Origin of the sequence: Shewanella surugensis (assembly GCF_023284005.1) — a bacterium.
Lineage (GTDB): Bacteria > Pseudomonadota > Gammaproteobacteria > Enterobacterales > Shewanellaceae > Shewanella > Shewanella surugensis.
This window is the reverse complement of sequence record NZ_JAKIKS010000009.1, coordinates 50108-72739: the sequence shown is the minus strand read 5'-3', so window position 1 is coordinate 72739 and position 22632 is coordinate 50108. Positions and strand designations below refer to the sequence as shown.

22 protein-coding genes and 1 riboswitch are annotated in these 22632 nt (G+C 39.8%); of the genes, 7 read left to right on the top strand and 15 right to left on the bottom strand.

Going from position 1 to position 22632, the window contains the following annotated elements:
* Nucleotides 1-257: 257 nt before the first annotated feature.
* On the bottom strand, nucleotides 258-809 hold the full coding sequence (gene gmhB, locus L2764_RS03990; RefSeq protein WP_248938952.1) for a D-glycero-beta-D-manno-heptose 1,7-bisphosphate 7-phosphatase: 552 nt from the start codon (nucleotides 807-809) through the stop codon (nucleotides 258-260).
* 304 nt (nucleotides 810-1113) lie between these two features.
* Between gmhB and L2764_RS03985 the strand changes: the two genes are divergently transcribed.
* Complete coding sequence (locus L2764_RS03985; protein WP_248938951.1) at nucleotides 1114-1779, top strand: GntR family transcriptional regulator; 666 nt, start codon at nucleotides 1114-1116, stop codon at nucleotides 1777-1779.
* A gap of 198 nt (nucleotides 1780-1977) precedes the next feature.
* Entirely contained in the window at nucleotides 1978-3051 is a 1074-nt protein-coding gene (locus L2764_RS03980) for a ketoacyl-ACP synthase III (protein ID WP_248938950.1), read from the top strand.
* A 166-nt stretch (nucleotides 3052-3217) separates the two neighbouring features.
* Here L2764_RS03980 and L2764_RS03975 read toward each other — a convergent pair whose 3' ends face one another.
* The 8 genes from L2764_RS03975 to L2764_RS03940 form a co-directional block, all read right to left on the bottom strand.
* Entirely contained in the window at nucleotides 3218-3619 is a 402-nt protein-coding gene (locus tag L2764_RS03975) for a hypothetical protein (protein ID WP_248938949.1), read from the bottom strand.
* Nucleotides 3620-3675: 56 nt separating this feature from the next.
* A complete protein-coding gene (locus L2764_RS03970; RefSeq protein ID WP_248938948.1) occupies nucleotides 3676-4224 on the bottom strand; it encodes an NAD(P)H nitroreductase in 549 nt (182 codons plus the stop codon).
* Nucleotides 4225-4333: 109 nt separating this feature from the next.
* On the bottom strand, nucleotides 4334-4927 hold the full coding sequence (locus tag L2764_RS03965) for an HvfX family Cu-binding RiPP maturation protein (protein ID WP_248938947.1): 594 nt from the start codon (nucleotides 4925-4927) through the stop codon (nucleotides 4334-4336).
* Nucleotides 4928-5053: 126 nt separating this feature from the next.
* Nucleotides 5054-5896 carry a DUF6279 family lipoprotein gene (locus tag L2764_RS03960; RefSeq protein WP_248938946.1) on the bottom strand — a complete coding sequence of 281 codons (843 nt, stop codon included), beginning with the start codon at nucleotides 5894-5896 and terminating at the stop codon, nucleotides 5054-5056.
* Between the two features lie 68 nt (nucleotides 5897-5964).
* Complete coding sequence (locus tag L2764_RS03955) at nucleotides 5965-7092, bottom strand: phosphotransferase (protein WP_248938945.1); 1128 nt, start codon at nucleotides 7090-7092, stop codon at nucleotides 5965-5967.
* Between the two features lie 51 nt (nucleotides 7093-7143).
* On the bottom strand, nucleotides 7144-7776 hold the full coding sequence (gene pnuC, locus L2764_RS03950; RefSeq protein WP_248938944.1) for a nicotinamide riboside transporter PnuC: 633 nt from the start codon (nucleotides 7774-7776) through the stop codon (nucleotides 7144-7146).
* A gap of 269 nt (nucleotides 7777-8045) precedes the next feature.
* Nucleotides 8046-8306, bottom strand: coding sequence for a YkoF family thiamine/hydroxymethylpyrimidine-binding protein (locus tag L2764_RS03945; RefSeq protein ID WP_248938943.1), 261 nt, complete (start codon nucleotides 8304-8306; stop codon nucleotides 8046-8048).
* 131 nt (nucleotides 8307-8437) lie between these two features.
* Nucleotides 8438-10597: a TonB-dependent receptor gene (locus L2764_RS03940; protein WP_248938942.1), complete on the bottom strand. Its 2160-nt coding sequence runs from the start codon at nucleotides 10595-10597 to the stop codon at nucleotides 8438-8440.
* A gap of 53 nt (nucleotides 10598-10650) precedes the next feature.
* Nucleotides 10651-10796: riboswitch (TPP riboswitch) on the bottom strand.
* A gap of 695 nt (nucleotides 10797-11491) precedes the next feature.
* Between L2764_RS03940 and L2764_RS03935 the strand changes: the two genes are divergently transcribed.
* From L2764_RS03935 to L2764_RS03915, 5 genes are all read left to right on the top strand, one after another.
* Nucleotides 11492-12082 (top strand): hypothetical protein, encoded by a 591-nt coding sequence (locus L2764_RS03935; protein ID WP_248938941.1) that lies wholly within the window; start codon nucleotides 11492-11494, stop codon nucleotides 12080-12082.
* A gap of 11 nt (nucleotides 12083-12093) precedes the next feature.
* Complete coding sequence (locus L2764_RS03930; RefSeq protein ID WP_248938940.1) at nucleotides 12094-12288, top strand: hypothetical protein; 195 nt, start codon at nucleotides 12094-12096, stop codon at nucleotides 12286-12288.
* Nucleotides 12230-13054 (top strand): amidohydrolase family protein, encoded by an 825-nt coding sequence (locus L2764_RS03925; RefSeq protein ID WP_248938939.1) that lies wholly within the window; start codon nucleotides 12230-12232, stop codon nucleotides 13052-13054. The genes L2764_RS03930 and L2764_RS03925 overlap by 59 nt, the downstream gene beginning before the upstream one ends.
* Nucleotides 13055-14018: 964 nt before the next feature.
* Nucleotides 14019-15197, top strand: a complete 1179-nt coding sequence (locus L2764_RS03920; RefSeq protein ID WP_248938938.1) for a linear amide C-N hydrolase — start codon at nucleotides 14019-14021, stop codon at nucleotides 15195-15197.
* Nucleotides 15198-16227: 1030 nt separating this feature from the next.
* The gene (locus L2764_RS03915) at nucleotides 16228-17706 is read left to right on the top strand and encodes an FG-GAP repeat domain-containing protein (RefSeq protein ID WP_248938937.1); all 1479 of its coding nucleotides are present in this window, start codon (nucleotides 16228-16230) and stop codon (nucleotides 17704-17706) included.
* 1362 nt (nucleotides 17707-19068) lie between these two features.
* Here L2764_RS03915 and L2764_RS03910 read toward each other — a convergent pair.
* The 6 genes from L2764_RS03910 to L2764_RS03885 form a co-directional block, all read right to left on the bottom strand.
* On the bottom strand, nucleotides 19069-19548 hold the full coding sequence (locus L2764_RS03910) for an Sbal_3080 family lipoprotein (protein ID WP_248938936.1): 480 nt from the start codon (nucleotides 19546-19548) through the stop codon (nucleotides 19069-19071).
* A gap of 133 nt (nucleotides 19549-19681) precedes the next feature.
* Complete coding sequence (locus L2764_RS03905; protein ID WP_248938935.1) at nucleotides 19682-19969, bottom strand: GNAT family N-acetyltransferase; 288 nt, start codon at nucleotides 19967-19969, stop codon at nucleotides 19682-19684.
* Complete coding sequence (locus tag L2764_RS03900; protein WP_248938934.1) at nucleotides 19950-20240, bottom strand: hypothetical protein; 291 nt, start codon at nucleotides 20238-20240, stop codon at nucleotides 19950-19952. The genes L2764_RS03905 and L2764_RS03900 overlap by 20 nt, the downstream gene beginning before the upstream one ends.
* 54 nt (nucleotides 20241-20294) lie before the next feature.
* Nucleotides 20295-21362 (bottom strand): agmatine deiminase family protein, encoded by a 1068-nt coding sequence (locus tag L2764_RS03895; RefSeq protein WP_248938933.1) that lies wholly within the window; start codon nucleotides 21360-21362, stop codon nucleotides 20295-20297.
* A 95-nt stretch (nucleotides 21363-21457) separates the two neighbouring features.
* On the bottom strand, nucleotides 21458-21934 hold the full coding sequence (locus L2764_RS03890) for a RidA family protein (protein ID WP_248938932.1): 477 nt from the start codon (nucleotides 21932-21934) through the stop codon (nucleotides 21458-21460).
* A gap of 147 nt (nucleotides 21935-22081) precedes the next feature.
* The gene (locus L2764_RS03885) at nucleotides 22082-22384 is read right to left on the bottom strand and encodes a GNAT family N-acetyltransferase (protein ID WP_248938931.1); all 303 of its coding nucleotides are present in this window, start codon (nucleotides 22382-22384) and stop codon (nucleotides 22082-22084) included.
* Nucleotides 22385-22632: the final 248 nt, after the last annotated feature.

The window sequence follows — 22632 nt, the reverse complement described above, 5'->3', positions numbered from 1 at the left end:
GTGCCCACACAGATTTGCTTGTCATATTGTTAAAGAGCGTTGCTAGTATGAAAAACGCATTTTTCAGCTAGCAGCCTAAGACGCTAGGTCGTTGGCTTGAGGAGGCGTATTATAGGGAGATTAACGATCCGTGCAAGCGATTTTTCAATTTAATCGCAATAATCATGACTGTTCGCTCAAACTTTAAACGAACAGTCTGTTTTACAGGCTTTCCGCGCACTCATTATGCTTAATTCGAGCCCACTTAAGTAAAAATGTTAAAGTGAACTAAGATAATCGGGCACATCAGCAATACTGTCTAACACGACTGTCGATGCGTGTACGGCTTCATCAGTCACACTTTTCCCTGTTCTCACTAATATACGTATTTGAATGCCTGCTGCTTGCGCGGCTAACATATCATCTCGCTTATCCCCCACCATCACCGACGACGCCAAATCGAGATTGAGAAACTGCGCAGCACTATTAAGCATACCGGGTTTAGGTTTACGGCAATCACAATCACACTTGTAATCACCAAGCCCTGCCTGGGCATGATGTGGACAATAATAAATACCATCAAGCTCGACACCTTTATCGGCAAAGTTCCAATCCATCCATTCTGTCAATTGATGAAAGTCATCTTCTGAATATAAACCTCTTGCGATACCGGACTGATTTGTCACAACGGCGAGTTTAAATCCCATTTTCTTTAAAGATAAGCAGGCATCGAACACACCTTCTATATATTCAAAGTCATCGACTTGATATACATAACCGTGATCTTTATTGATCACCCCATCTCTATCTAAAAACACCGCTCGATCCACAGCTATATTCTCCACAGGCTTATGCTTAATCTGACTTAAAGAAGCGACATAAAGTCATTTGATTGATAATAATTATACCGCGTTCCTTTTACTGGGTTCCATTCTTATTTGTGGATTTCCACTATTATCTTCTCACCGCTCTGCGCGCTTTAGTTTTAGATAACAGGATTTTGCTTGATTTAATCACGCCAATTGATTGCTTTCGCTCATACGACGTAATGATTTAACCGCTCATTTTTCTTTATTTATCACCGGATAAACGGTATTATTAAGGGTTAGATATTTCTGGTTTAAATAGTAATATATGAGTATAACTTCCCCTATCATCCATAAAACACGTACACAAGTCGTGGTCGAAGTGCTTAGGGAAAAGATCTTATCGGGTCACATTCGTGCAGGCGAGCCATTGAGGCAAAGTGCCCTAGCAGATGAATTGAATGTCAGCAGGATCCCCATAAGAGAAGCCCTAGTACAATTAGAAGCTGAAGGTTTAGTCAAATTTGAAGCTCATAAAGGGGCGACGGCAACTGAACTCTCAGTCGAACAGGTAACAGAATTATTTGAACTTAGAGCACTCATTGAAACTGAATTACTTGCCAAAGCCATTGTGAATATGCAAGATGAAGATATCGATAAGGCTGAAAGAATTTTAGCCCAACTCGAGTTTGCTTTTAAACAAGAGCAATCGGTTAGTCGCTGGAGCGAATTAAATCGACAGTTTCATACCAGCTTGTATCAAGCAGCCAATCGCCCTTATGCATTAGATATGGTGCAAGGACTAAAAACGAATTGCGATCGCTATATACGTTTACAATTTTTACTCGCTGGCGGCATTGCCCAAGCAGAAAAAGAGCACCGAGAGTTACTCAACTATTGTAAACAAAAGAATGTTGAAGCTGCCGTTAACTTACTCAGGCAACATATTTTGCTCGCAGCAGAGTCAATTCGAAAATTAGTCAAACCTCAATAGTCTGTCATTCTCACTATTGAAATATGAACTGAAGCACAAAATAAACAATATAATCTGACTTAATTAACTGTTAAGACTATAGTATTCTAGCAACAATACTGCGATTAGTAATACGAAGTAACATCAATGGCAAGCGGATTAAGCGCTTAAACGAGATAGCCGAGTTAAAAACTCGGCTTATATTTGAGAGAATACCTAATGCAGTACGCAACGATAACAGGTTGGGGAAAATGCGTCCCCCCAGCCATCCTAACGAATCATGATCTGGAAACCTTCATCGAAACATCCGATGAATGGATAAAACCTCGTACTGGTATTAGTCAACGCCATATCAGTCACGTTAATACCTCTGAACTTGCTTCAGTTGCAGCGAAACATGCCTTAGCCGCTGCCGGCATAGAAGCCAATGAATTAGATATGATCATTCTTGCTACCGCAACGGCTGATACGTTAATTCCCAATATCGCTTCAACCGTGCAAGCCAATATTGGAGCTCACTGCCCTGCCTTTGACATCAATGCCGCTTGTAGTGGTTTTTTATATGCTTTAGGACTTGCCGATTCTCAAATCAAAAGCGGCCAAAGTAAAAAAATTCTGGTGGTAGGTGCTGAACGTTTATCTTTCTTTATCGATTGGTCTAAACGTGATACTGCCGTATTATTTGGCGATGGTGCGGGTGCGGTGATTGTTGAAGCCACCGATACCCCTGGCGGAGTATTAGGCTATGAGCTTAATAACGATCCCACAGGCCGCGATATCCTTAAATCAACCTTTGGCACAGGCATGAATAAGTTTGATCCTGACTCATTGAATTTCTTCATTGAATTTAATGGCCAAGAGATTTTTAAACGCGCCGTTGCCGGAATGGGGAAACTCAGCACAAAAGTGCTTGAAAAGTGCAATATGAGTAAGGATGATATTGATTGGGTGATCCCACATCAAGCCAATGAACGTATTATCGATACCTTGATCCATCGCATGAAAATTCCGAAAGAAAAAGCCATTGTGAATATTGCAAACTATGGCAATACATCAGCGGCCACCATTCCCATTACGATTTGTGATGCACTCGAGCAAGGAAAAATAAAGCCTAATCAGATCATTTTATCTTGTGCCTTTGGTGCCGGATTAACCTCTGCAGCCGCATTAATCCAATGGGGCAACAGAGTGACCCCTATCGGCACCTCTGATGCAAAACTTCCCCCTTGTGAGCAAACTGGGGTTGAATTGGTCAGTAAAGCCGTCGCCCATTATTGTAAGAAAGAAGCATAATCGTTGAAAGCTGATGTCACTGTTATTTCAGTTAAAGGTGCTTATCACTTAAGCTCAAGGCTCTGATAAAGCCATCAGTAATAAGATGAAACAGATAAAAACACCGACATCATCGTCGGTGTTTTCTATTATTCATACCCTAACAAATAATCGGGCCCCTAAAGCATTACATCGTCGCCATTTGCCAGTAGCTTAACCTCTGCTCCGGCTGAGTCAGATAAGACTGACAAGATTGTCGATATTTTTCCATCAACCCCATCAGGCTTTTATCATCGGGCAATAATGCCATTTGCTGTTTTTTAGCCGCCTCGACTTGCTGTTGCACTTTTTCCGCTGTTTGATATTTTTCTGCTAACGTAAAAGCTGCGATTTTAGAGCGAGAGAGTTTCTCTGCAATATTTTGCATTTGCGGTACATTCATTTTAGATAATGTACTCGATGCAATATCATAATAAGCACTGCACTCACTCAATTCTTTTGAAAAAGCAATATCGGCTTCATCGGCATACGAACTTGACATCGCGCTCCCCAATATTCCCACCAGCACAACAGATAAGGTTAATCGCATCTTATTTATTCCTTTTCACTATTATCTTGAGCTATTACCTTAAAAAATCGTTAGTGTTAAAGGTAACGCGCATGAAGTTGCCCCGATTTAATGGCTTTCACTGGGGCCTTCAATACCGGACTTCCTAAATACAAAAAGCCCACAATTTGATCGTCAGATGATAGACCTAACAACTGATTTACATCGCTATTAAACGCCAATGCACCCGTTCGCCATATCCCACCCAGACCTTGTGCAAAAGCGGCTTGTTGCATCGCCATAACGGCACAACCTGCAGAAATCTGCTGCTCTAATACTGGTACTTTTTGATGTTGCTGTATTTTAGCCACCACCGTTATCACCATAGGAGCACGTTTAGGCATATTTTGCGCTTTTTCAATAAAAGCCTCATCACACCCTTTACGCTCTGCTGCTTGGCTAAAAATATTGCCCAGTTTATCGAGTCCCTCACCTTGCGCAATAATAAACTCCCAAGGTGTTAAGCCTGCATGATCAGGGACTCTCGCTCCCGCATTGAGTATCACTTCTAGCTGCTCCTGCGTCGGCTCAGGCGCCGCTAATCTTGGAGTAGATTGACGAGTGAGTAATAAATCTAATGCGTTCAATGTAAAATCCTTGCATATAAAACTAATTAAGCGAGCAGCATAGCAAAGACGATAAAATAAATCCCGCTCATTTCTATTCCAATCAGTTGTCAGCTGATCCTAAATAAGATCAAAGCAGCCCATTGCGTTTCGCAATCACATAATCAACACTCGTATAACGCCCGCCCCCCATGAACAATAAGGCCAACAACATACAAAAATATGTAATGGCAAACTCAATGCCATTATTAATAATCACAATATTGCCAGAGCTCGTTAACCATTCATAATTACCATGTTCTTGAAGAATGGCTTTAGCTCGGCTGAGTTTTTCAGCGGCATTTAATATATCTGCGTTCGCCAACCAAGACGTATGATCCGCAATGGCTAACCAGCCATTTTCCCAGTGCACGCTAAATGCTGCCACTAACATGGTGATCATCATGGGGATCGCAATGAGGCGTGTCGCCAATCCGATAATGAGCAGGAGCCCGCCAATAAACTCCGTTGCCACCGCAACGCCGGCCAATAAAGCCGGAAAAGGCAAGCCGAGCCCCCAATAGCTATTACCAAACCAAGCCACTGTATCACTGAAATGTATCCACTTGTTATAACCCGCTTGCATTAATACCGGGGCTAAATAGAGCCTTAAAGCCAGTGGCGCAAGTCCCTCCGCATAATGTAATGCTTTTAAAAAACCCTGATAAAGCTGCGTTATCGACATATCCAAACTCCCTTATTTTATCATTTCGATCTTATTGCTTCATACCGACTCAATCACCTCGATATGTTGCTTGATAAAATAGACCTGACATCAACCCTGAAGCTTTCAGCCACTGACGTTTTTTAATTAAATATCTTGGCTCATTTCAGCAAAATCCTCGATGAGTTCATCCAATTTACGATTAAAGCGCTTTTTCTGCTGAGGAGAAGCTAACCCGTGAATGTTTAATAATAACTCACCAAATGCCACTAGGTTTATGTCTAAATCTTTTTGATATTGCACTGACTTAAGTTTATCTGACTCAGTCACTAGTGTGATAAGACGTGATGTTAATAGGGCTTTATTTTGACGCTGCTCAAGCGTTAACGCGAACTCTGTAGCCCATGTTTTTCGATACTCGAGCCAAAGGGGCAAGATCAATACACTGCGTCGATTAAATGCATGGATCGCCTCTTTTTGCGGTTGTGATAAGTGCCCTAACCATTTTTCAAATGATTTTTGTAACCGCTTATCCTCATCTTCTAGCACCTCTTGTTGTGACTTATCCACATATTTTTCTTTTAAATCAATTTCATCTTGCTCAATATTATCAAGTAACTCCATGACTTGCTTATCACTCAATGAGGTAATAATGGGGATCATACTCGGTAACAGCATCTTAAAAGCACGATAGCCATGGGCTTTGATCTGATCCACTTCTTGCACCCAACGCGTTGGCGTCAGTGTGTCTTGCTTTAATTGATTTGAGATCTGCTGTAATTGCTGACTGTACTGCATTAATTCTTGTGAACGGTGCCAATATAAAAAATCATCCAGTGCCTTTTCTAATAATGCACTTTGTTTGTCATTGAGGCTGACATATTCCTCAACTTTCCATTCTATGGCCCAATCAAGAAAATAATAACTGGTTTTAGTCGAGCATCCGCCCAATAAAAAAAGCAAAAACAGTGTCAGCCATCCCTTTCGCATTATTATCATCCTTTTTGATTAATCACATTTTTATGGATCACGCTTAACGATTCGCGCTTAACGTTATATCAGCGGCTTGGCATTGACGGTGAGATATAATGAGCAAATTGCGTGTAAAAATCTAAATACTCACGAGCTTTCACCGCTGCGCAGTTGATGCTTTCATCAAGGAGATTGACCGCTTCAGGATCATGTTTCACTTTCTGCATCTCTGATATTGTGATTGCAGAGGCTTTGACTACATCAAGAAAAGAAAAGGCCATTAACAAGGCCCAACAGGCTGCAAACACCCAATATAACTCTATTGAGGCGGGCACGGCTTTATAGGCTGTTTGCGTTAAATTAGGATGCTCATGCAAATAAGACTGAATTAATCTATGCCGTTGGATTGACGATAAACCATGGGTGGCTAAAATCCCCGCAAGATCCCATAACGGATGTGAGGCACAAGCGTATTCAAAATCTATCGCGACGAGTTGCTCACCATGACATAAAATATTCTGTGGATTTAAATCTCGATGACAAAACTGATTGGTCATCAAGCAATCATCCAGTTGCAATAACCAAGCCTTCACTTGGGTTTGTTTTTGATGTAAATCATCAAAAGCCGCTAACCAATTCATTGTCAGTTCAGCATGAATACCAAAGCCCAATTCGGCAGGACTCGTTGCTTTCACATCGGCATTTGAACCTTGTGACATTAGCATCAATGCTTGATGATAATCTTGCCATTGCTGAGTCATACTCATATGATTATCCGGCAGTGGTAAAGCTTGCAACCCCTTTAGAAGGGGTAAAATCAACTTATCCACATTAGGAACAATTTCTTCATCATTTTTCAGTGGATGAGCATTTTTTGCCGAGGCGATTTTCGCCCAATCGAAGCTGACTTGTGGAATAAATTCACTTAAATAACAACTGAAATCTTCAGCCACATAAGTCAATTCTGGTGCAAGGTCGTTACTGGCGGCCAATGTCCAGTTATTCACTTCAGCTTGCCTATTACATAACTGACTGCTGGCCTGACTGTTGACGCGTAACACCCATTCTTTAGGTAAGCTTGAGTCTCGTCTAGCACGAATATAATAATTTTGATTACTTAACCCTTGGCTCAACGCGGCAATCAAGCTCACAGAGTCTAGCCCCACTCGATCCAATGTCGGCTGAAGGGCGTTTAATAATTTGCTATAAGGCATGGCTTCCTTTTATCCCCAAGTCACTTGGGGGTTATTCTCACCACATCAGCTTTATGCTAATGCTGCAGTAGCACTCACGTTTAATCGCCAACGTTTACTCCAAACAACATAGCCAGCAAGTGCAAGAATAACATAAAAAACAAAGAGTAGAGATGTTAACATTAATCCTTTACTAAAATAAAGATAGATAGAAACAAGATCGATCACAACCCAATATAGCCAATTCTCCAACACTTTTTTAGCCACCAAATACGTCGTGACTACAGCAAAACAAGTGGTGGCGGCGTCCCAATAAGGAAAAGCCGCATGGGTATAGTTTGCCATGATATAACCCACTATCACTGCAACCAATGCTGTCACTCCAATGAGTTTCGCATGGGTCATTCTGCTCAACGAGGTGATCTCAACTCCTTTATGTTGCTCGCCGCCTTGCGTCCACACCCAATAACCATACATCGCCATGCCGATATAGTAAAAATTCAGCGCCGATTCCATTAGCAAGGCCACGTGCCAAAAAATAACCGTATAAATAGACGTACTGGCAAATGCAGCAATCCAACACCAACGGCTTTGCTTCATGGCCAATAGTAAATAAGCCAGTGCTAACACCACCGCAACGGCTTCCCAAACGGTCATCGCCTGTACATCACTGAGTACACTATACCAAGGCAAAACTTTATTCATTGGACTGTCCTATTCTTGCAACCTTAACTTACGCTCTAATCTACGCCCGACCCAAACTATCATTTAAAACACAACATACCAATACAGTAAATAAATACGGTAAATCAATATTCAATATAAGAACGCAACATCAGTAAGACTGACACCAGCGCTCTATATCAGTACTATTCACTATGTGATAAAGATTGCTCGCTATGCGATAACGACGATTAACCATCTGATAATGACTATTCACTATGTGGTAAAGATTGCTCGCGATGCGATAAAGACTATTGACTGTGTGATAAATCTAACTGGCCACCGATAAACTTACACACAAAAACGGCTTTACCCCATTTTTCATGAGCCGCTTGCATTTCTGTGGCAAGCATCGCCATCACATCTTGATATTCGCCACACACTTGGGTGGCCATGGCATTGGTTTTACGTTCAATATTCTCATAAGCATTAATACGGTTAATAAACCATTTTATCGGCGCAATATAATCATCTTGCAACGGGTAACAACTGATCTCGGCGGTTAATTTCATCACAGCTCCTATTTTTGAGTCTAATTTATTGAGTTCAAGGCATTATATACCCTTGGTACCATTGAAAATAAAATCATCAGCATTGTCTCAAGCATGCATTCGTAAAAATAGCATGCTTGAGAGGGAATAGATTACAACAGCATCATTTTTAACGTCAACCCGATTTGACGAGGATCGCCATACCGTATGTACTGCTTATCACTCCAATCGAGATCGGGCTCATTACCAAAATAATAACCGCGGGTACCATATTGTTCATCTAAGAGGTTTTTGCCCCATAGATACACGGCCCAATCTTGCGCTTCAAAACCAATGCGGGCATTGTAGATTTGATAAGCGCTTGAGCGCGATTCATTGCTATCAGAATAATAAAAAGCACTCTTGCCTGAGCCGGTAACATTAGCAAACCAGCCAGAGTCGGTGCGATACGTCGCCCCTAAACTGTAATTAAACTTCGGTGCGTGGGCTAATTCACGGCCTGATAAGTCAATATTATTGCCATATTTATCTTGATAAACATAATCCCCATAGGCCGTTTCTAACCAGCCAAAGCTACTGTACAACATCAAGTTATCGGTAGCATACCAATGGGTTTCGAGCTCGGCGCCATAATTGCTCGAGGTGTTGGCATTTTCCGTATATAAAATAAAACGCTGCGGATTATCGGGATCTTGCTGCGATGCCGACACTTGTTGATTCTGTCTGTCCATATAAAATAAGGCAAAATTTGAGCTGACATCGCCATCGAGCCAACTAGATTTCAGACCCAGTTCGTAATTATATAAGGTTTCACTGTCAAACTGGGTTTTATCACTAAAACTACTGGGCAGCGACATATTAAAGCCGCCCGCCTTATAGCCTCTCGCGATGCGTATGTAGCTTTCTTGCGTATTCGATAGCGCTTTGCTTAATGAAACATGTCCGCCCCATAAGGTTTCATTAGGCGAATAGGTTTCTTTGTTACTGTCACTATAATCACTAAAACGGCGCTCGAGGCGCAGCCCAAGCGATAATAAAAAGCCATTGCCTAGATCGGGATCAAGTTGCCCAAATACGGCGTAACTTTGCGCATCATAATCCGACTGCAACACTTCATCTGGATAAGTGTTGTACTCTGAATAAAGATCATTATCTTCCGTTAAGTCCATGGCATAAACACCCACTAACCAGTCGGTGGAATCAAAAAACAGGCGACCATTATCACTGGAATTGACGCGCACTTCCTGTGTGAGTGTTTGTCTATGACCGGTTTTACCCCAAAAATAGTCATATTGACAAGGCTCCCCATCACAAGTGAGCGCCGACCAGTATTCTGGATTAGCCCAATCCCCATCATAAGACAGTGTATGGGTGGTTTTGGCTACTGAGCTCAGTGAGGTGATTTCAAACTTATCAAAGCCATCATAAGTGGTTTTTAAGCTGGCACCAGTGGTTTTTTGCTCATCCACGCCCGGCGTATCCGTTAAAGTATTCTCGCCATTATTATCCAGCGTCCACGCATCGTAGCCATTATTGTAATTGGCAAACAATAAGCTTAAATCAAATTGCAAATCATCCGTTGCTAACCAGCGCAGTTTTCCATGGCCAGTAAACTCATCCCGCGCATTGGTGTCATCACGCCCCAGATATTGATTATTCATATAACCATTTTGGTTATGTTGCTGCAAGGAGACACGATAAAGCAAATCGCCACTGTCGGTCACCGAGCCACTGCTATAACCACTGAAAGTGCGCAAATCATCGCTACCGACAGACACCTCAGCACCATGCTCAGACTCAACAGTGGGATCGTTACTTTTTAAATAAATGAGTCCCGCTAACGCATTGGCACCATATTGTGTGCCTTGTGGGCCGCGCAGCACTTCCACTTGTTGCAAATCATACAAACTAGACACCATACCAAGGCCAGATAAATCAATATCATCAATGATGTAACCGACAGAGGAATTAGGGGCGCCCTTATATTCTTCTTGCTCCCCTACTCCTCTAATTTGAAAATATTTAGGCCGTGAGCTGCCGCCAGACCAATTTAAATTGGCCACAGAGTTCAAAATATCTTCGAAATGTTGTGCGCCTTCATCTTCCATTTGTTGTTGGTCGATAACGGTAATACTGGCGGGAATATCTTCTAATTTAGCGCCACGAAAATCGGATGTCACCACCATGACTTCCATATCATCGTCAGGCAAAGAAGTGGGCTTGGTCTCATCAGTGTCGGCAAGGGCCGTATAGGGGGCTGCAAAAGTCGCTGCCACAAAAAGAGCAAAAGGAGAAATGCGTAATTTCAACATGGGACCTCAAATTTATTATTATGAGATCCGGCCACAATAAAAAAGCGTTCGGGAAATGAATGTTGGCCCATTCCTACGCCGGTATAAGCCGGATCAGGTTCTAAGGGTTTGTTGTCAACATCTCAGTCAGGATTATTTTTACCCTCTAAGTTTAACGAAACTCTTTAGGAAAAATAACAAGACACCCCTTGGCGGGCCGGATTATATACCTAATCCCCCCAAAAGTACTAGAAAATATCGCGTCTTCAAATGAAGACATATCACCTTTTTTGTTAGGGGTATTTGTATTTGGATGGTTTGTTGTAAACTTTAACCTTGATTAGTATTCATTGCCTGCGGCAGGCTAAAGTCGTGAGTGGCTACTCACACAGGGAGTTTGAATATTAAGCTTCGCTTAACGGGATCCTTATCACCTGCGGTGAGGCTAAGTTCGTGGATTCCCATCCACACTGGGGCAAGAAGGACTGCTCGTCCTTATCCTCCTTGCATCCACCATAACGCCCAGCGGAGTATTTCACTTCAATTTTCGATGAACAAAAATATCTACCGCCTCATATTCGCCGTCCTTGGCTCAACTAAGGCTATTTTCAACATCCTGTTTTAATCACAATATTTTTTATCGAAAAGTTAAAGTTACTCCGATGGGGGGATCTAAAAACAAAAGCAGTGCACTGCTTCAAATAAGTCCCATGATCTGCCAGCATACTTTTTCTTGAACCACATCTAGTTAAATTACCGTATATTATGTTACATTTAGCGGGTAAACCTTTTGTTTATGGTTAAAAATTTGTGTTTCAGTCATTTTAATAAGAAAACCCATTTTGAATAACGCACAAGCATAAAAAACCGCATTCAGACAGAAAAAGCACATGCAACGAGCCGAGAATAACAATAATGAAGTGCAAAATATCCCTACGCTGTACCAGTGATATTGAAGACAAGCGAATAAACACCCAAGCAATAGCGGATGATAAAGCCTATGCCGAACTCGATTATTATTTACAGCAATATAAACACCGAGAACGTCGTTTTAGCTGGAGAAGTAAGCTCACCAGAAAAATCGCCACCTATTCCTTACCCTTAGTGGTGTTGTCGACTCTTGGTATGCTGCTTGAAAAGCATGTCGATATTATATTGCCCTCTTTTCTTATTTGTTTAGCGGCATTAAAAGCTTACCTCCCTTTAATTGCGGTTGGCGGACTCACCCTCTTTTGTTGGGCCTACTTTGCCAATCATTTATCAGGCTTTACCCGAGGCTGGAGCCGTAACCGTTTAATGCGGGAACACCTTGAACAACTTATCCGTGAATACCAGCTCGCGATAGTTCAAAAAGATGAGGCTTTTATTCACATCGAGCAGGACAACATCCTCTGCAAACTGTCACAACTTGAAGAGCAAAACCGTATTCAAACCCACAAAGATATTGTCGGTGACTATCACACTGCCAATACAGGCGTAATGAACTGGCTAAAAATTAAAAAATAATAAGGAAGGTCATGAAATACGAATTGAATTTAGACAAGGAAGAATACCTTGATGATTACCTGTCAGATGATAAAGACAATAATAGCAGCGAATTTTGGCAAAATAATGCCCGCAGTACATTAATCAGTAACCTGTATACCGTACTTCATGACGCGAAAAAATACGGCCAATATAGAACAAACACGAATCAACATAACACTTGGTGATCCCAAGCAGCCTAAGCTCTTATATGAGGCATGGAAGCTTAGACGAAATTGCCCTATCGCCCTCAATCTTTACGAACAAGATAACCAACCTGCTATCCACATTAATGAATTTGATCCGCTGTATAAAAACTGGGTCATGGATTTTACTTGCCCACTGAGTGCGAATAGGCAAAAAGAACACATAAAACTCTGGCATCGGTATTTATTCGCTCATTTAACCAATAAATGCTTCTTAGCAAATCGCGACACCTTGATTAAAGTAGACTGCTTAGTGAACAATCATAGTCAAGCGTCTCACAATGAAACATTTGGCTTAAAACAAGGCCATTATTTTGATTCCGTCTCCAGTGCTGAGTTAGCACTTTTCGAGGCAATACAAGATTGGAACATGGAACATTACGCCGATAAAGGCATTATTTTAGAGGCTTGTCCCACCTCAAATATCTATATTGGCCGCTTTGAGCATTACCATGAACACCCGATTTTCCGCTGGGATCCCCCTCAAAGCTCATGGCTTGCCTTAGGGGGGAAATATAATAAATTCGGCTTACGCAAAGGCCCAATTACTGTGTGCATCAACACAGATGATGCAGCACTAATGCCCACCACCATAAGAAACGAGCACCGAATTTTGCAGCAAACAGCCATTGAGCATTTTAATGTCAGTGCAAAAGCAGCTAATGATTGGATCGATAATATCCGCCAAAAAGGGGTTGATATTTTCAAAGATAATCACCTTAGTTGGGTCAATGAATGTAAAAGCTGAGCTCAATTCACCCGCTTTGATCTTTAATCAATGTTGGAAAAATTAGAATGTAGGTAGTGGTATTAATCAAAACACCTAAAATCGAAGAAACTCCCTGCTGTTATCTTTGTTTTAAGATCCCCATCGAAGTTGCCGAAGATATTTTATCAGTTATCGTGTGAGTGAGGCACGGATGCCGAGATAGCCTTAGTTGAGCCACGGATGGCGAATATGAGGCGATAGCGATGACTTTTAATAAAATATTGAGGTGCTTAACTTCGTCTGGGACGGCAAAGGTGTTCCAAGAGGGGATTGCTGTAGATCCCCTTTTGGCCCAGTGTGAGTGGGAACTCACGACCTTCCATTAAGCGAAGCTTAATATCCAATACACTGTGTGAATAGGAATCCACGACCTTAGCCTCACCGCAGATGATAAATAAAGCCGCCCACCCCACGTTCAACCTAGATATACTTTTTAAGAATGATGTCAGCATTATCGCGAAAAGAGTCGCTCAATAAACATCAAACTAATAGGCAAGAACATTAAAAATACCAAGACAAAGAAAGCCCTAACAGGGGAACTAATGGCTTAATTCAACGGAAGCGTCCATATATGTCTATGTAGACTATCACTGAACGGCTGCAAATATGATTACACAGCATATCTAATAAACTGATTTGTTGCGAATGCGGCTTCATCATAACAATCACCAAACTTAATAAAGGTAAGTTTATGGATTGAAATATGTATAAGTTATTATGGGTAGGCTAATAAGTTTTTTATAAGAAGAGAGCAGCCCGTTAACGGGCTAATTAGTGCAGATTATCTAGATTACCAAACCCATCAAATGGGGTGTTCCAGCTGTAATAATGTGTAATAACATATTTTGAGGTGTCATCTAATATTGATATTCCAGCGCCCTAGTAATCAATGTGATAACAGGGAGGGATTTGAGCATTAGCCGATGATATTCAAGGACATTATATGTGTACTAATTTTAGTTTGAAATATTTTAACTTGGACAATGGCAAAGGTGAAACATTTGTAGCCCGGACCCAAGAATTACCTTTTCTATTTGCCCCTTCCATGTATCTACAAAATGCAGGTCATACATACAGCCAAGATATTAAAACAGATGTTACAAATCTTAACGGTAAACAACATGATTTAACCTTAAAAGTTAACTCTTGGGTTCCTTGTGCTGACTCTCTTTTGAGCTGGACTACTCAATATAGTTTTATTGCAATGAGTGACTACCTGCAGGATTTTGTCGTTGACGGACTGAATGAAAAAGGACTGACTGCAGGAAATATGACTCTTGGAACAAGTGAATTTCAGGAACCGTGCGAAGCGGAATATGCAAATACAATTTTATTTCCCTATCTTCCTAATTGGATTTTATCCATGTGCGGGAGCTGTCAGGATGTCATTGATATGCTGCAATACGATAAACTCAACCTCGCGAACGGCAAGATAAAAAATAACTTAAAAGCAAGCATGGATCCAAGCAAGGGCTATCGGGTTTCAAATCCTTACACAGCTGATTTACCAAAGGTCATGAAGGCGCATTTTCCGGTCCGCGATCGCGAAGGCAATGCCATTGTCTTGGAATATATCAAGGGAAAGTTAGTTATTACGGATTTGAACCCGATTGGCGTACTGACTAATGATCCTGAAATTGCTTTTCAGCAAGAGAATGTCATGAACAACTTTAGTGGTATAACGCCACTTGATTTGCGTGGATTAGGGAATAACTTTTATTGCGACTTAAGTTCATCTGGCAGTGGTTTTTCTGATTTGCCTGGTAGCTCGACGTCGGAAGCTCGGTTTGTTCGCGCCGCTATGATGACTAACTTTTCTAATGTAGCTAAAAATCCAGAAGAGGTCATAGGTTTAGCTTTTCATATTTTAAATACCGTTGATATACCATTAGGTACCAGCCGAAATGCTAAAAATGAACATTGTGAAAGTACTCGCTTTGCAGCCGTTACTGATCTTAGCCGTTTGACTTATTTGGTTCGTTTATATGATTCACCACAAGTATTTAAAGTCGATCTTAATAAACTAAACATGTCGCAATTAAATAACCAGCATTATGCTATTCCTGTTGATAAGTATCAGTCGATTGATTTGACCGATGATATTAATGCAAAAAAACACTGAAAAAATAAGTTCTAATTGAGGGGTAGATTAAGAGCCATGAATATGTTTGCTCCTACCGCATTATTCATGTATTTCAGATAGACTCATAGTTCATTAAAACATTTCATGTTAGTGCTGAACTCTGGGCATACAAATACAACGTATCTAATAAACTGATTTATTGTAAACAAAACTTAGACATAACAATCACCAAATTTAATAAAGGTCAATTAAGTCTGGTTTATGGATTGAAGTATATGCAAGTTATTATGGGTCGCCTGATAAGTTCTATGACCCTGTATCAAAAACACCTCAAATCGAAGAAACACCCTGCTTTTGTCTTTGTTCCCCATCGGAGTGGCTGAAGTTCGTTGAAATAAATAACGTAAAACAGGCAGGGAGAAGAACAATAACATTGTTAGTTATGAACAAGAAGCAGGATGAATATGGCAACGCCATGAGTCAATGAACGAGAAACACGGATGTTGAACTGGCTGTTGTATAGGGACATATTTTGCGGAACGGGCTCTTAAACACGGAAGTTATTTCTGTATTAAAGAAACCTCAAATCGAAGCCGTCTCCTGCAATACCATCCTATATTGATCGCTTACAATATGTCACAAAGTAAATAACAAATTGTTTTCGCGTACAAATAACTAACATCTATATATTTCGTTACAAGAAAGCAGATTTGTTAATCTTTTTTAATGTTAAATTAGCACAATATTCTGATGAATTAATACTCAGACTACATGGGTGTAAAGGTGTAATCATGGCTTTTACTGATAAACTTTATAGTTACTTCTTCGTTATATCACTCTTGAGCTTAATCGGTGTAATGCAATGGACTAGTCAACTATTCGAGTTATTTTTCGATTTAAAATATAGGTATTCGGAACATCATTTCGAACCCAAAATAGAAGACAACTTTCAAACAGAAAACCGAAACAATCGGTCTTTGACGATATCAGGGACTAAAGTCCCCCAACCTACTTACTATATCTCAACAATAAACTTCAGTAGATGATTATTAAATTAAAGAGGTCATTCATGAAAAAGTTAATAATATTGATTATGATTAGTGTATTTTACATGGCTAATGCTAACTCAGCCGACATATCTATTAGTAAAACCTCCAGATTTTCAAATTTGGAAATGACAAAAATAGCTATCAATGGTTGGGAAGCTGATGATAGTGATGCAATCTTGATAAAAAATGAAAACTTATTTTATTTGGAAGCAGGAAAGATTATTTTAGAGGCTCCAGGTTTCACAGAGTCTTGTAATCGTAGGACAGAAATTGATTCCTTTAGCGGTATTATTAACGCTGATGACAGTATAACCATTACTAAAATTTCTGGTACGTATACCTCAGATGGAGAATTCACATTTATTGATGATAATATCATTTGTGTAAACAAAAAAACGGCAAAAATAGACAAAGCAAAAGTTATCTTAGATGGGAATGATATTGTCATTGAAAACATAGAACATGGCGGGGCTAACTTTACTCTCAAACCTACTGTAAATTATAATACCAAAGCAATGGTTACTGTAGATTTAAATAATGATGGTTATGCCGACTTAATTTTTGGAAACGAAAATGGTAATAATGAGGTATTTTTAAACCAAAAAAATAGCTTTTTAAAATTAAAACAAACTATACCTAACCCTAATAAAACTAGAGATATTGCCATCGCTGATATTAACAATAATGGCTATCAAGATATGGTTATCGCAAATCATGGCACTCCAGATTTGATATTTTTAAATGATGGTTCTGGTAATTTAATAAAGTCAGGTGAAATCGATAACGGTGTGTATTTGAATGATACCAATAGCTTAAAACTAGCTGATTTTGACCTTGATGGTAATATAGATTTAGTTATCAGTAATAGTCTATCTTCAGGTTCTCTCTATAGCCTTTTCGTTTATCTAAATGATGGTGAAGGGAACTTTTTAAATATTGGCGGATACCTCACTTACAGCAGAGGTATTCGGGATGTTGAAGTAGCAGATATAAACAATGATGGGAATATAGATATTGTAGCCAATGGGGAAACGGCAACTATGTTTTTAATTAATAATGGAAATGCCGAATTTACTACCCTTGACAACCCTAGTACACCTAAAATGGGGTTAGATAATGTTATGGATTCTGCTATTTTAGATATAAATGGTGATGGTTATTTAGACATTATAAATGCCTCACTGACTACAAACGATATTTGGCTTAATGCTGGGGGGCATTTTACTCGTAGCTCTCAGTCGCCCGAAGGGAAAACCAGAAGTATTACAGTAGGTGATGTTAATAATGATGGTTTTTCTGATATTGTTTTTTCAAATTATGAAAGGGAAAATAAAATTCTTTTAAATGACGGTTTTGGATATTTTTCTACGTTAAATGTCCCTTTTGATTCTAATATACAAACAGAATCAGCAGTCATAATTGATATCGATAATGATGGAAATAAAGAAATTTTATTTGGCAATAACGGGGGGAATACTACAATAAAAATCGACTTCTGAGGTTTTGTAAACACTATAGGGATCCGCTTACAATACGTGTAAAAATAGGACACATCTCTATTTGTTCATTAATTAATGAACCTGACTTATGGATAAAAAATTAAACGAATAGCCCTCTTTGTGATCAGACTTTTCGACCCAGATTAATCAATCACGTAGAGGGCATATAATCCAAGTTTCCGCTTTATCAGAAAAACCTCTTCTTTTTCTTTTAGAGCAGTGACAGCCAACCATTTCCGACTCTTCTTCTGACAATTCTAAGAACATTCTCCTTTGTTCAATAGGCATCGATTTTAAAATTTTTCTCTGAGTTCAGGATTCAAACTCTTTAAAATATTTAATAACAAATTTCGATCAATATTTGACACTGTTTTTTGTTAGCCTCGAATGAGCAAATATAAAAATATTATTTATAAAACGATTCGACAGTAAACTTAATACCTTAATGAGAGTATTTTAATCTAATAATTGTATTGTCTCAACAACTCCTCTTTCAGACATATGTCCAAATAGAATATCCATTTCTTTCTTGTTACTACTGAAGATAAGTTTATTTAACTCGGGGGGGTGATAAATGCTTCCATAAATCTGCTAGTTCTTCCCTAGATAAATTGCTAATTCTTATCTTATGAGTTTCCATTGCAGGTCCATTTGAGTGAAAATAACAGCTTATTCAATTGCAACAAGGCAACCTTTCTCACGACTCATTTTTATCAAACTCATCGACATCTCTAAGCCAGTGCCGTATAAACAAACGTATAAGCCAACCTTAAAACAAACAACACGTTAATATATTGATACAAATTAAAGGAAGTTAATCTTGACTCTTATTCCACTAAAAGCGCACTTCAATGCCAAAAATGTGACCCGTGTTCTCATATAAGTATTTATAGGCGCTAATAAATATGCATAAACGCTCATAGGCTGGAGAATAAACTACCTCTTTAATGACCCTGTATCAAAAACACCTTAAATCGAAGAAATACCCTGCTGTTATCTTTGTTTTAAGATCCCCATCGGAGTGGCCGATGTTCGTTGGAATAAATAACGTAAAACAGACAAGGATGTCTGTTTAATTTTCGGGCTATAGGGATGTAGCATCGGAAAAGTTAGTTATTTACTTCATAATAACAAGGCACTAACCAATGCATTTCACTCCGCTAGGGGCGGCAAAGGTGTTCCAAGAGGGGATTGCTGTAGATCCCCTTTTGGCCCAGTGTGGATGGGAATCCACGACCTTCCATTAAGCGAAGCTTAATATCCAATACCCCTGTGTGATTGGAAACTCACGAATTTAGCCTCACTGAAGATGATAGATAAAGGCCAAATCAACTATTAACCATCGCTGCGAGTTTGAGTCAGCTAACCATCGCTGGATGAATTGGCTTTTTGAGTGGCTTCTTCGGCGGTGATTTGGCCAAACAGCGCATCCATCATAAAACGGATCCGTTTCTCTGCATTGCCAAATTTATTGGGGTTCGCGGTATAAGGGACCTTAAAATCCACCTCACCCACTCTTTGGCCATGCTGAAACGCCTTAATTTCAGCACGTTTCAAATACAAAGCCAAATCCCAAGTCCAGTGGCCTTCATACTCCAACGTTAACTTATTTAAGTCATGTTTCTCACCTTCAGATTGCACTGTATACTGATAATGGTGCTCCGTTAGCCATGACTCCATTGTTTCTAGAAACCCCTCCCGTGTCGCTTCATCGTTAATAATCACGATATCAACTTGATTAGTCAGTGCCTCTATGGGTTTTGCGGTATAGCGAGGCGAACCACAACCCGACAAAAGCAGTATGCCTAAAGCGGCAAATATATATCTTTTACTCTTTTCCATAATCAACTTTCCTTTCCCTGTTTAATTTACACCGACAACTCATCGGTTAAATCTAGAATATAACACTTTGGTTCACAAGCAATATACAATCAATTCAACTCGAATTTATACCTTAAACAACGAAAACCTATCCTTAAAAGGTCAACACCATAGGCTGAAATTTTAGCCCTTCTGATTCAGCAATCTCCCCTGCCACCTTAAAACCGTAACGCATGTAAGCGGGGACTGACGTTAGCGAAGCACTCACTGTTAACGGGTCTCGTTGAGGTACTCTGTCGACCTGAGTACTTGTTGATGAATGTTGCCATGCATGCTGGCACACTGCGGCAATGAGTGCCCGACCGAGCCCTTTTCTTTGCACACTTGGACACAAAAATAACATGGCAATATGCTTATTTTCTTTAAGTTCTAATAGGCCCATGACTTCTTTTACTGCCGATATGCCTTGATGATCTGGCTGCGTGACCTTCTCTTTGAGTAGACTGCTTATTATCTTCAATCGCCTGTTCATACACAAAAAAGGTATTATTCTCCTGCATTCGCTTTTTAAACGATTCAATAGATGCAATCTTAGTGAAGGTTGCGATCCCTTTATCAGACAATGTGCCAGCCACAGCATCCATAAAACTGGCTAAACACACTTCACTCACCCGTTCGACATCCTGTAATGTCATTTGCCTCACTGTCATCATCACTTCCTTGATCTTCAGGATGAAAATAATAATCACCACATCACTTATAAAAATTTATTTCATTAAGTCGCCAGAAGTCGCCTGCTTTTTGTCAGATACTTTTTTTGCATAATCCAATAACTTTCGAGCATTCTCACCGCGCAGTTGTAACGACATGCAGCGCACCCCGCCGCCCATATGGCATACCTGAGAGGAAGAGACTGGAATAACGTCTTTAGAAGTCACCGCTCGCACCTGCTGCAATGCCAGTTTATCTTGTGGAATGCCAAACTGAGGCAAATATATTCTCTTTTTTGTCACTAGCATATTGATATACAAGCCGCACGCCGATCCAAAACGTTTATCATAAATCTGACTGCCATCATAAGGGGTGGTGATTTCGACAAGCTTAACCTCAGGCAATTGTGCCATTAAATCCGCCTTTAATTGCGCAGCATATTGTGGGTCTTCAGGATAAGCATTAATCGCCAGTGTATTGGGGCCAATAAAACTCACCACACCATCGGCATGCTCTAACCCACCCTGTTCATCAGCCTCTATAAACGCAATATGTTTTACGCCTAATAAAGCCTTTAATTTTTTACGCGCTTGTTTTTCAGTCAGCTGATTATCTTGCAGGAATTTACTGCTGATCACCCCATTTCCAGCATAATCACTGACAAAATTTCCGCCGTCATCTAAAAGTTCTGAGCTTTTAAAATGAAGTCCTGCTTTTTTGACTACTTGATAAAAGGTATCCTGTACGTCATCAGCTTGAATTTGACCTTCTTTACCCCCTCCTTGCCCCGCCGCAGTATAGCGAAACATGACCGGATCATCGGGGTTAACCAGGGTGAAATCACGCATCCAGATGTCCGACATTGGCGCAATCATTACGCGGTTTGATCCCAACGCATCGGCATATTCTGGGAAAAGCGTCTTTGTGCTTAACACCAGTACCTCATCACCATTTTTTATGATTTTTTTAGCGTAATTAATTTGAAAATCGATGATCCCCCTCTGCATTTCATCATAATATGTATCATGCTCAGGCGGGGAAGCTAATATAATTAATTCTGCAACTGAAGGACTCATCATAAAAAACCCCATTAATCCAATGATCCCTTTCAACCCTCTTTTCATTTTGATTTAAACTCCACAATATAATGATGATCACATCTCAACTTCAAAGTAATCAAATCGCATCGTTACCAAGCACATGACAATACAGGTCAATGTCATGGCAGAACGGCAATCACTTCCACTTCGAGTAAATGAGATGGACTCCATAACTGATTAACTTCAACCCAAGTTGCAGCGGGATATGAGTGATGACCAAGAGAGAAGAAATAAGCCTTTCTTCTTGGAATAAGCTGCTTCAACTTTTCGATATTGGTGGTAAAGATAACCTCCTTAACGATAGCGTCCATTCCGACATTATAGTCAGCCAAAATTGTCTTTATCGAACGATAAATATCATCCATTTGAGAGTCAAACGTGGCTTTTTCGCTTGTCATCCCTGATAGATATAAGGTGTTATTCACTTTGACCACTTGTGAATAACCAATATCGGTTTCCCATGGATAATAATGCTTTCTTTCAATGACTATATGAGTATTCACATATGCCGTTTCATCGGCTGAGTTGGTGTGCGTACAGCCCGATAAGACACACCCGAAAAAGAGTAATCCCCATATTTTGATGAACTGTAGCACGTTAATCCCTTAACATTATCCTAGATTTTAATAAAATCGATTATACCTTCTGGAGAAGCCATTGTTTAAAATAATACACGTAACGTCAATGATATTCCTAAGATTATATTCGAATAAAGGGTATTCGAATAGAGGGTATTAACTTCACTATTCCAGCTTCAGCTTCATTTCTATCAGTGAAGGTGTGAACCCAGCCCTTTCATAGGCTTTTACTGCAGACTCATTTTGTGAATAAGCATCAAGATACGGAGTATCACCTTTTACTCTAACAACAGGAGCCTCTTTCTTGCATAAAGCACACTGATCACTAGCACGTTCTAAAACTTCAGCAACGACATCAACATTACGCAAAAATAGGGCTACCTTACAATATACTTTTTTAGGCTTGGGATCTGCTATTTCTAATCGTTTTCTACGCTGTTCTGCAGTATCATTTCGTGACTTAAACACTTCTTCATAGAATCTTTCATCAAAATGTTATAGCTCAAATATGACATTATTAGTATTGTGATTAATGATAAAATTTCTTGCTATTTTAAAGTCACTTATTGATTCAATATTGAACTTTTCCCACCAATCATCCTACATGATTTCAAGGATTACATGCCCTTTCCCAGAAGCGGTCACGATCAAATAACCTCCAATTTTCTTATTATTAAACCTATACTGTGGAGGTAAAAATTAACATACCCATCATT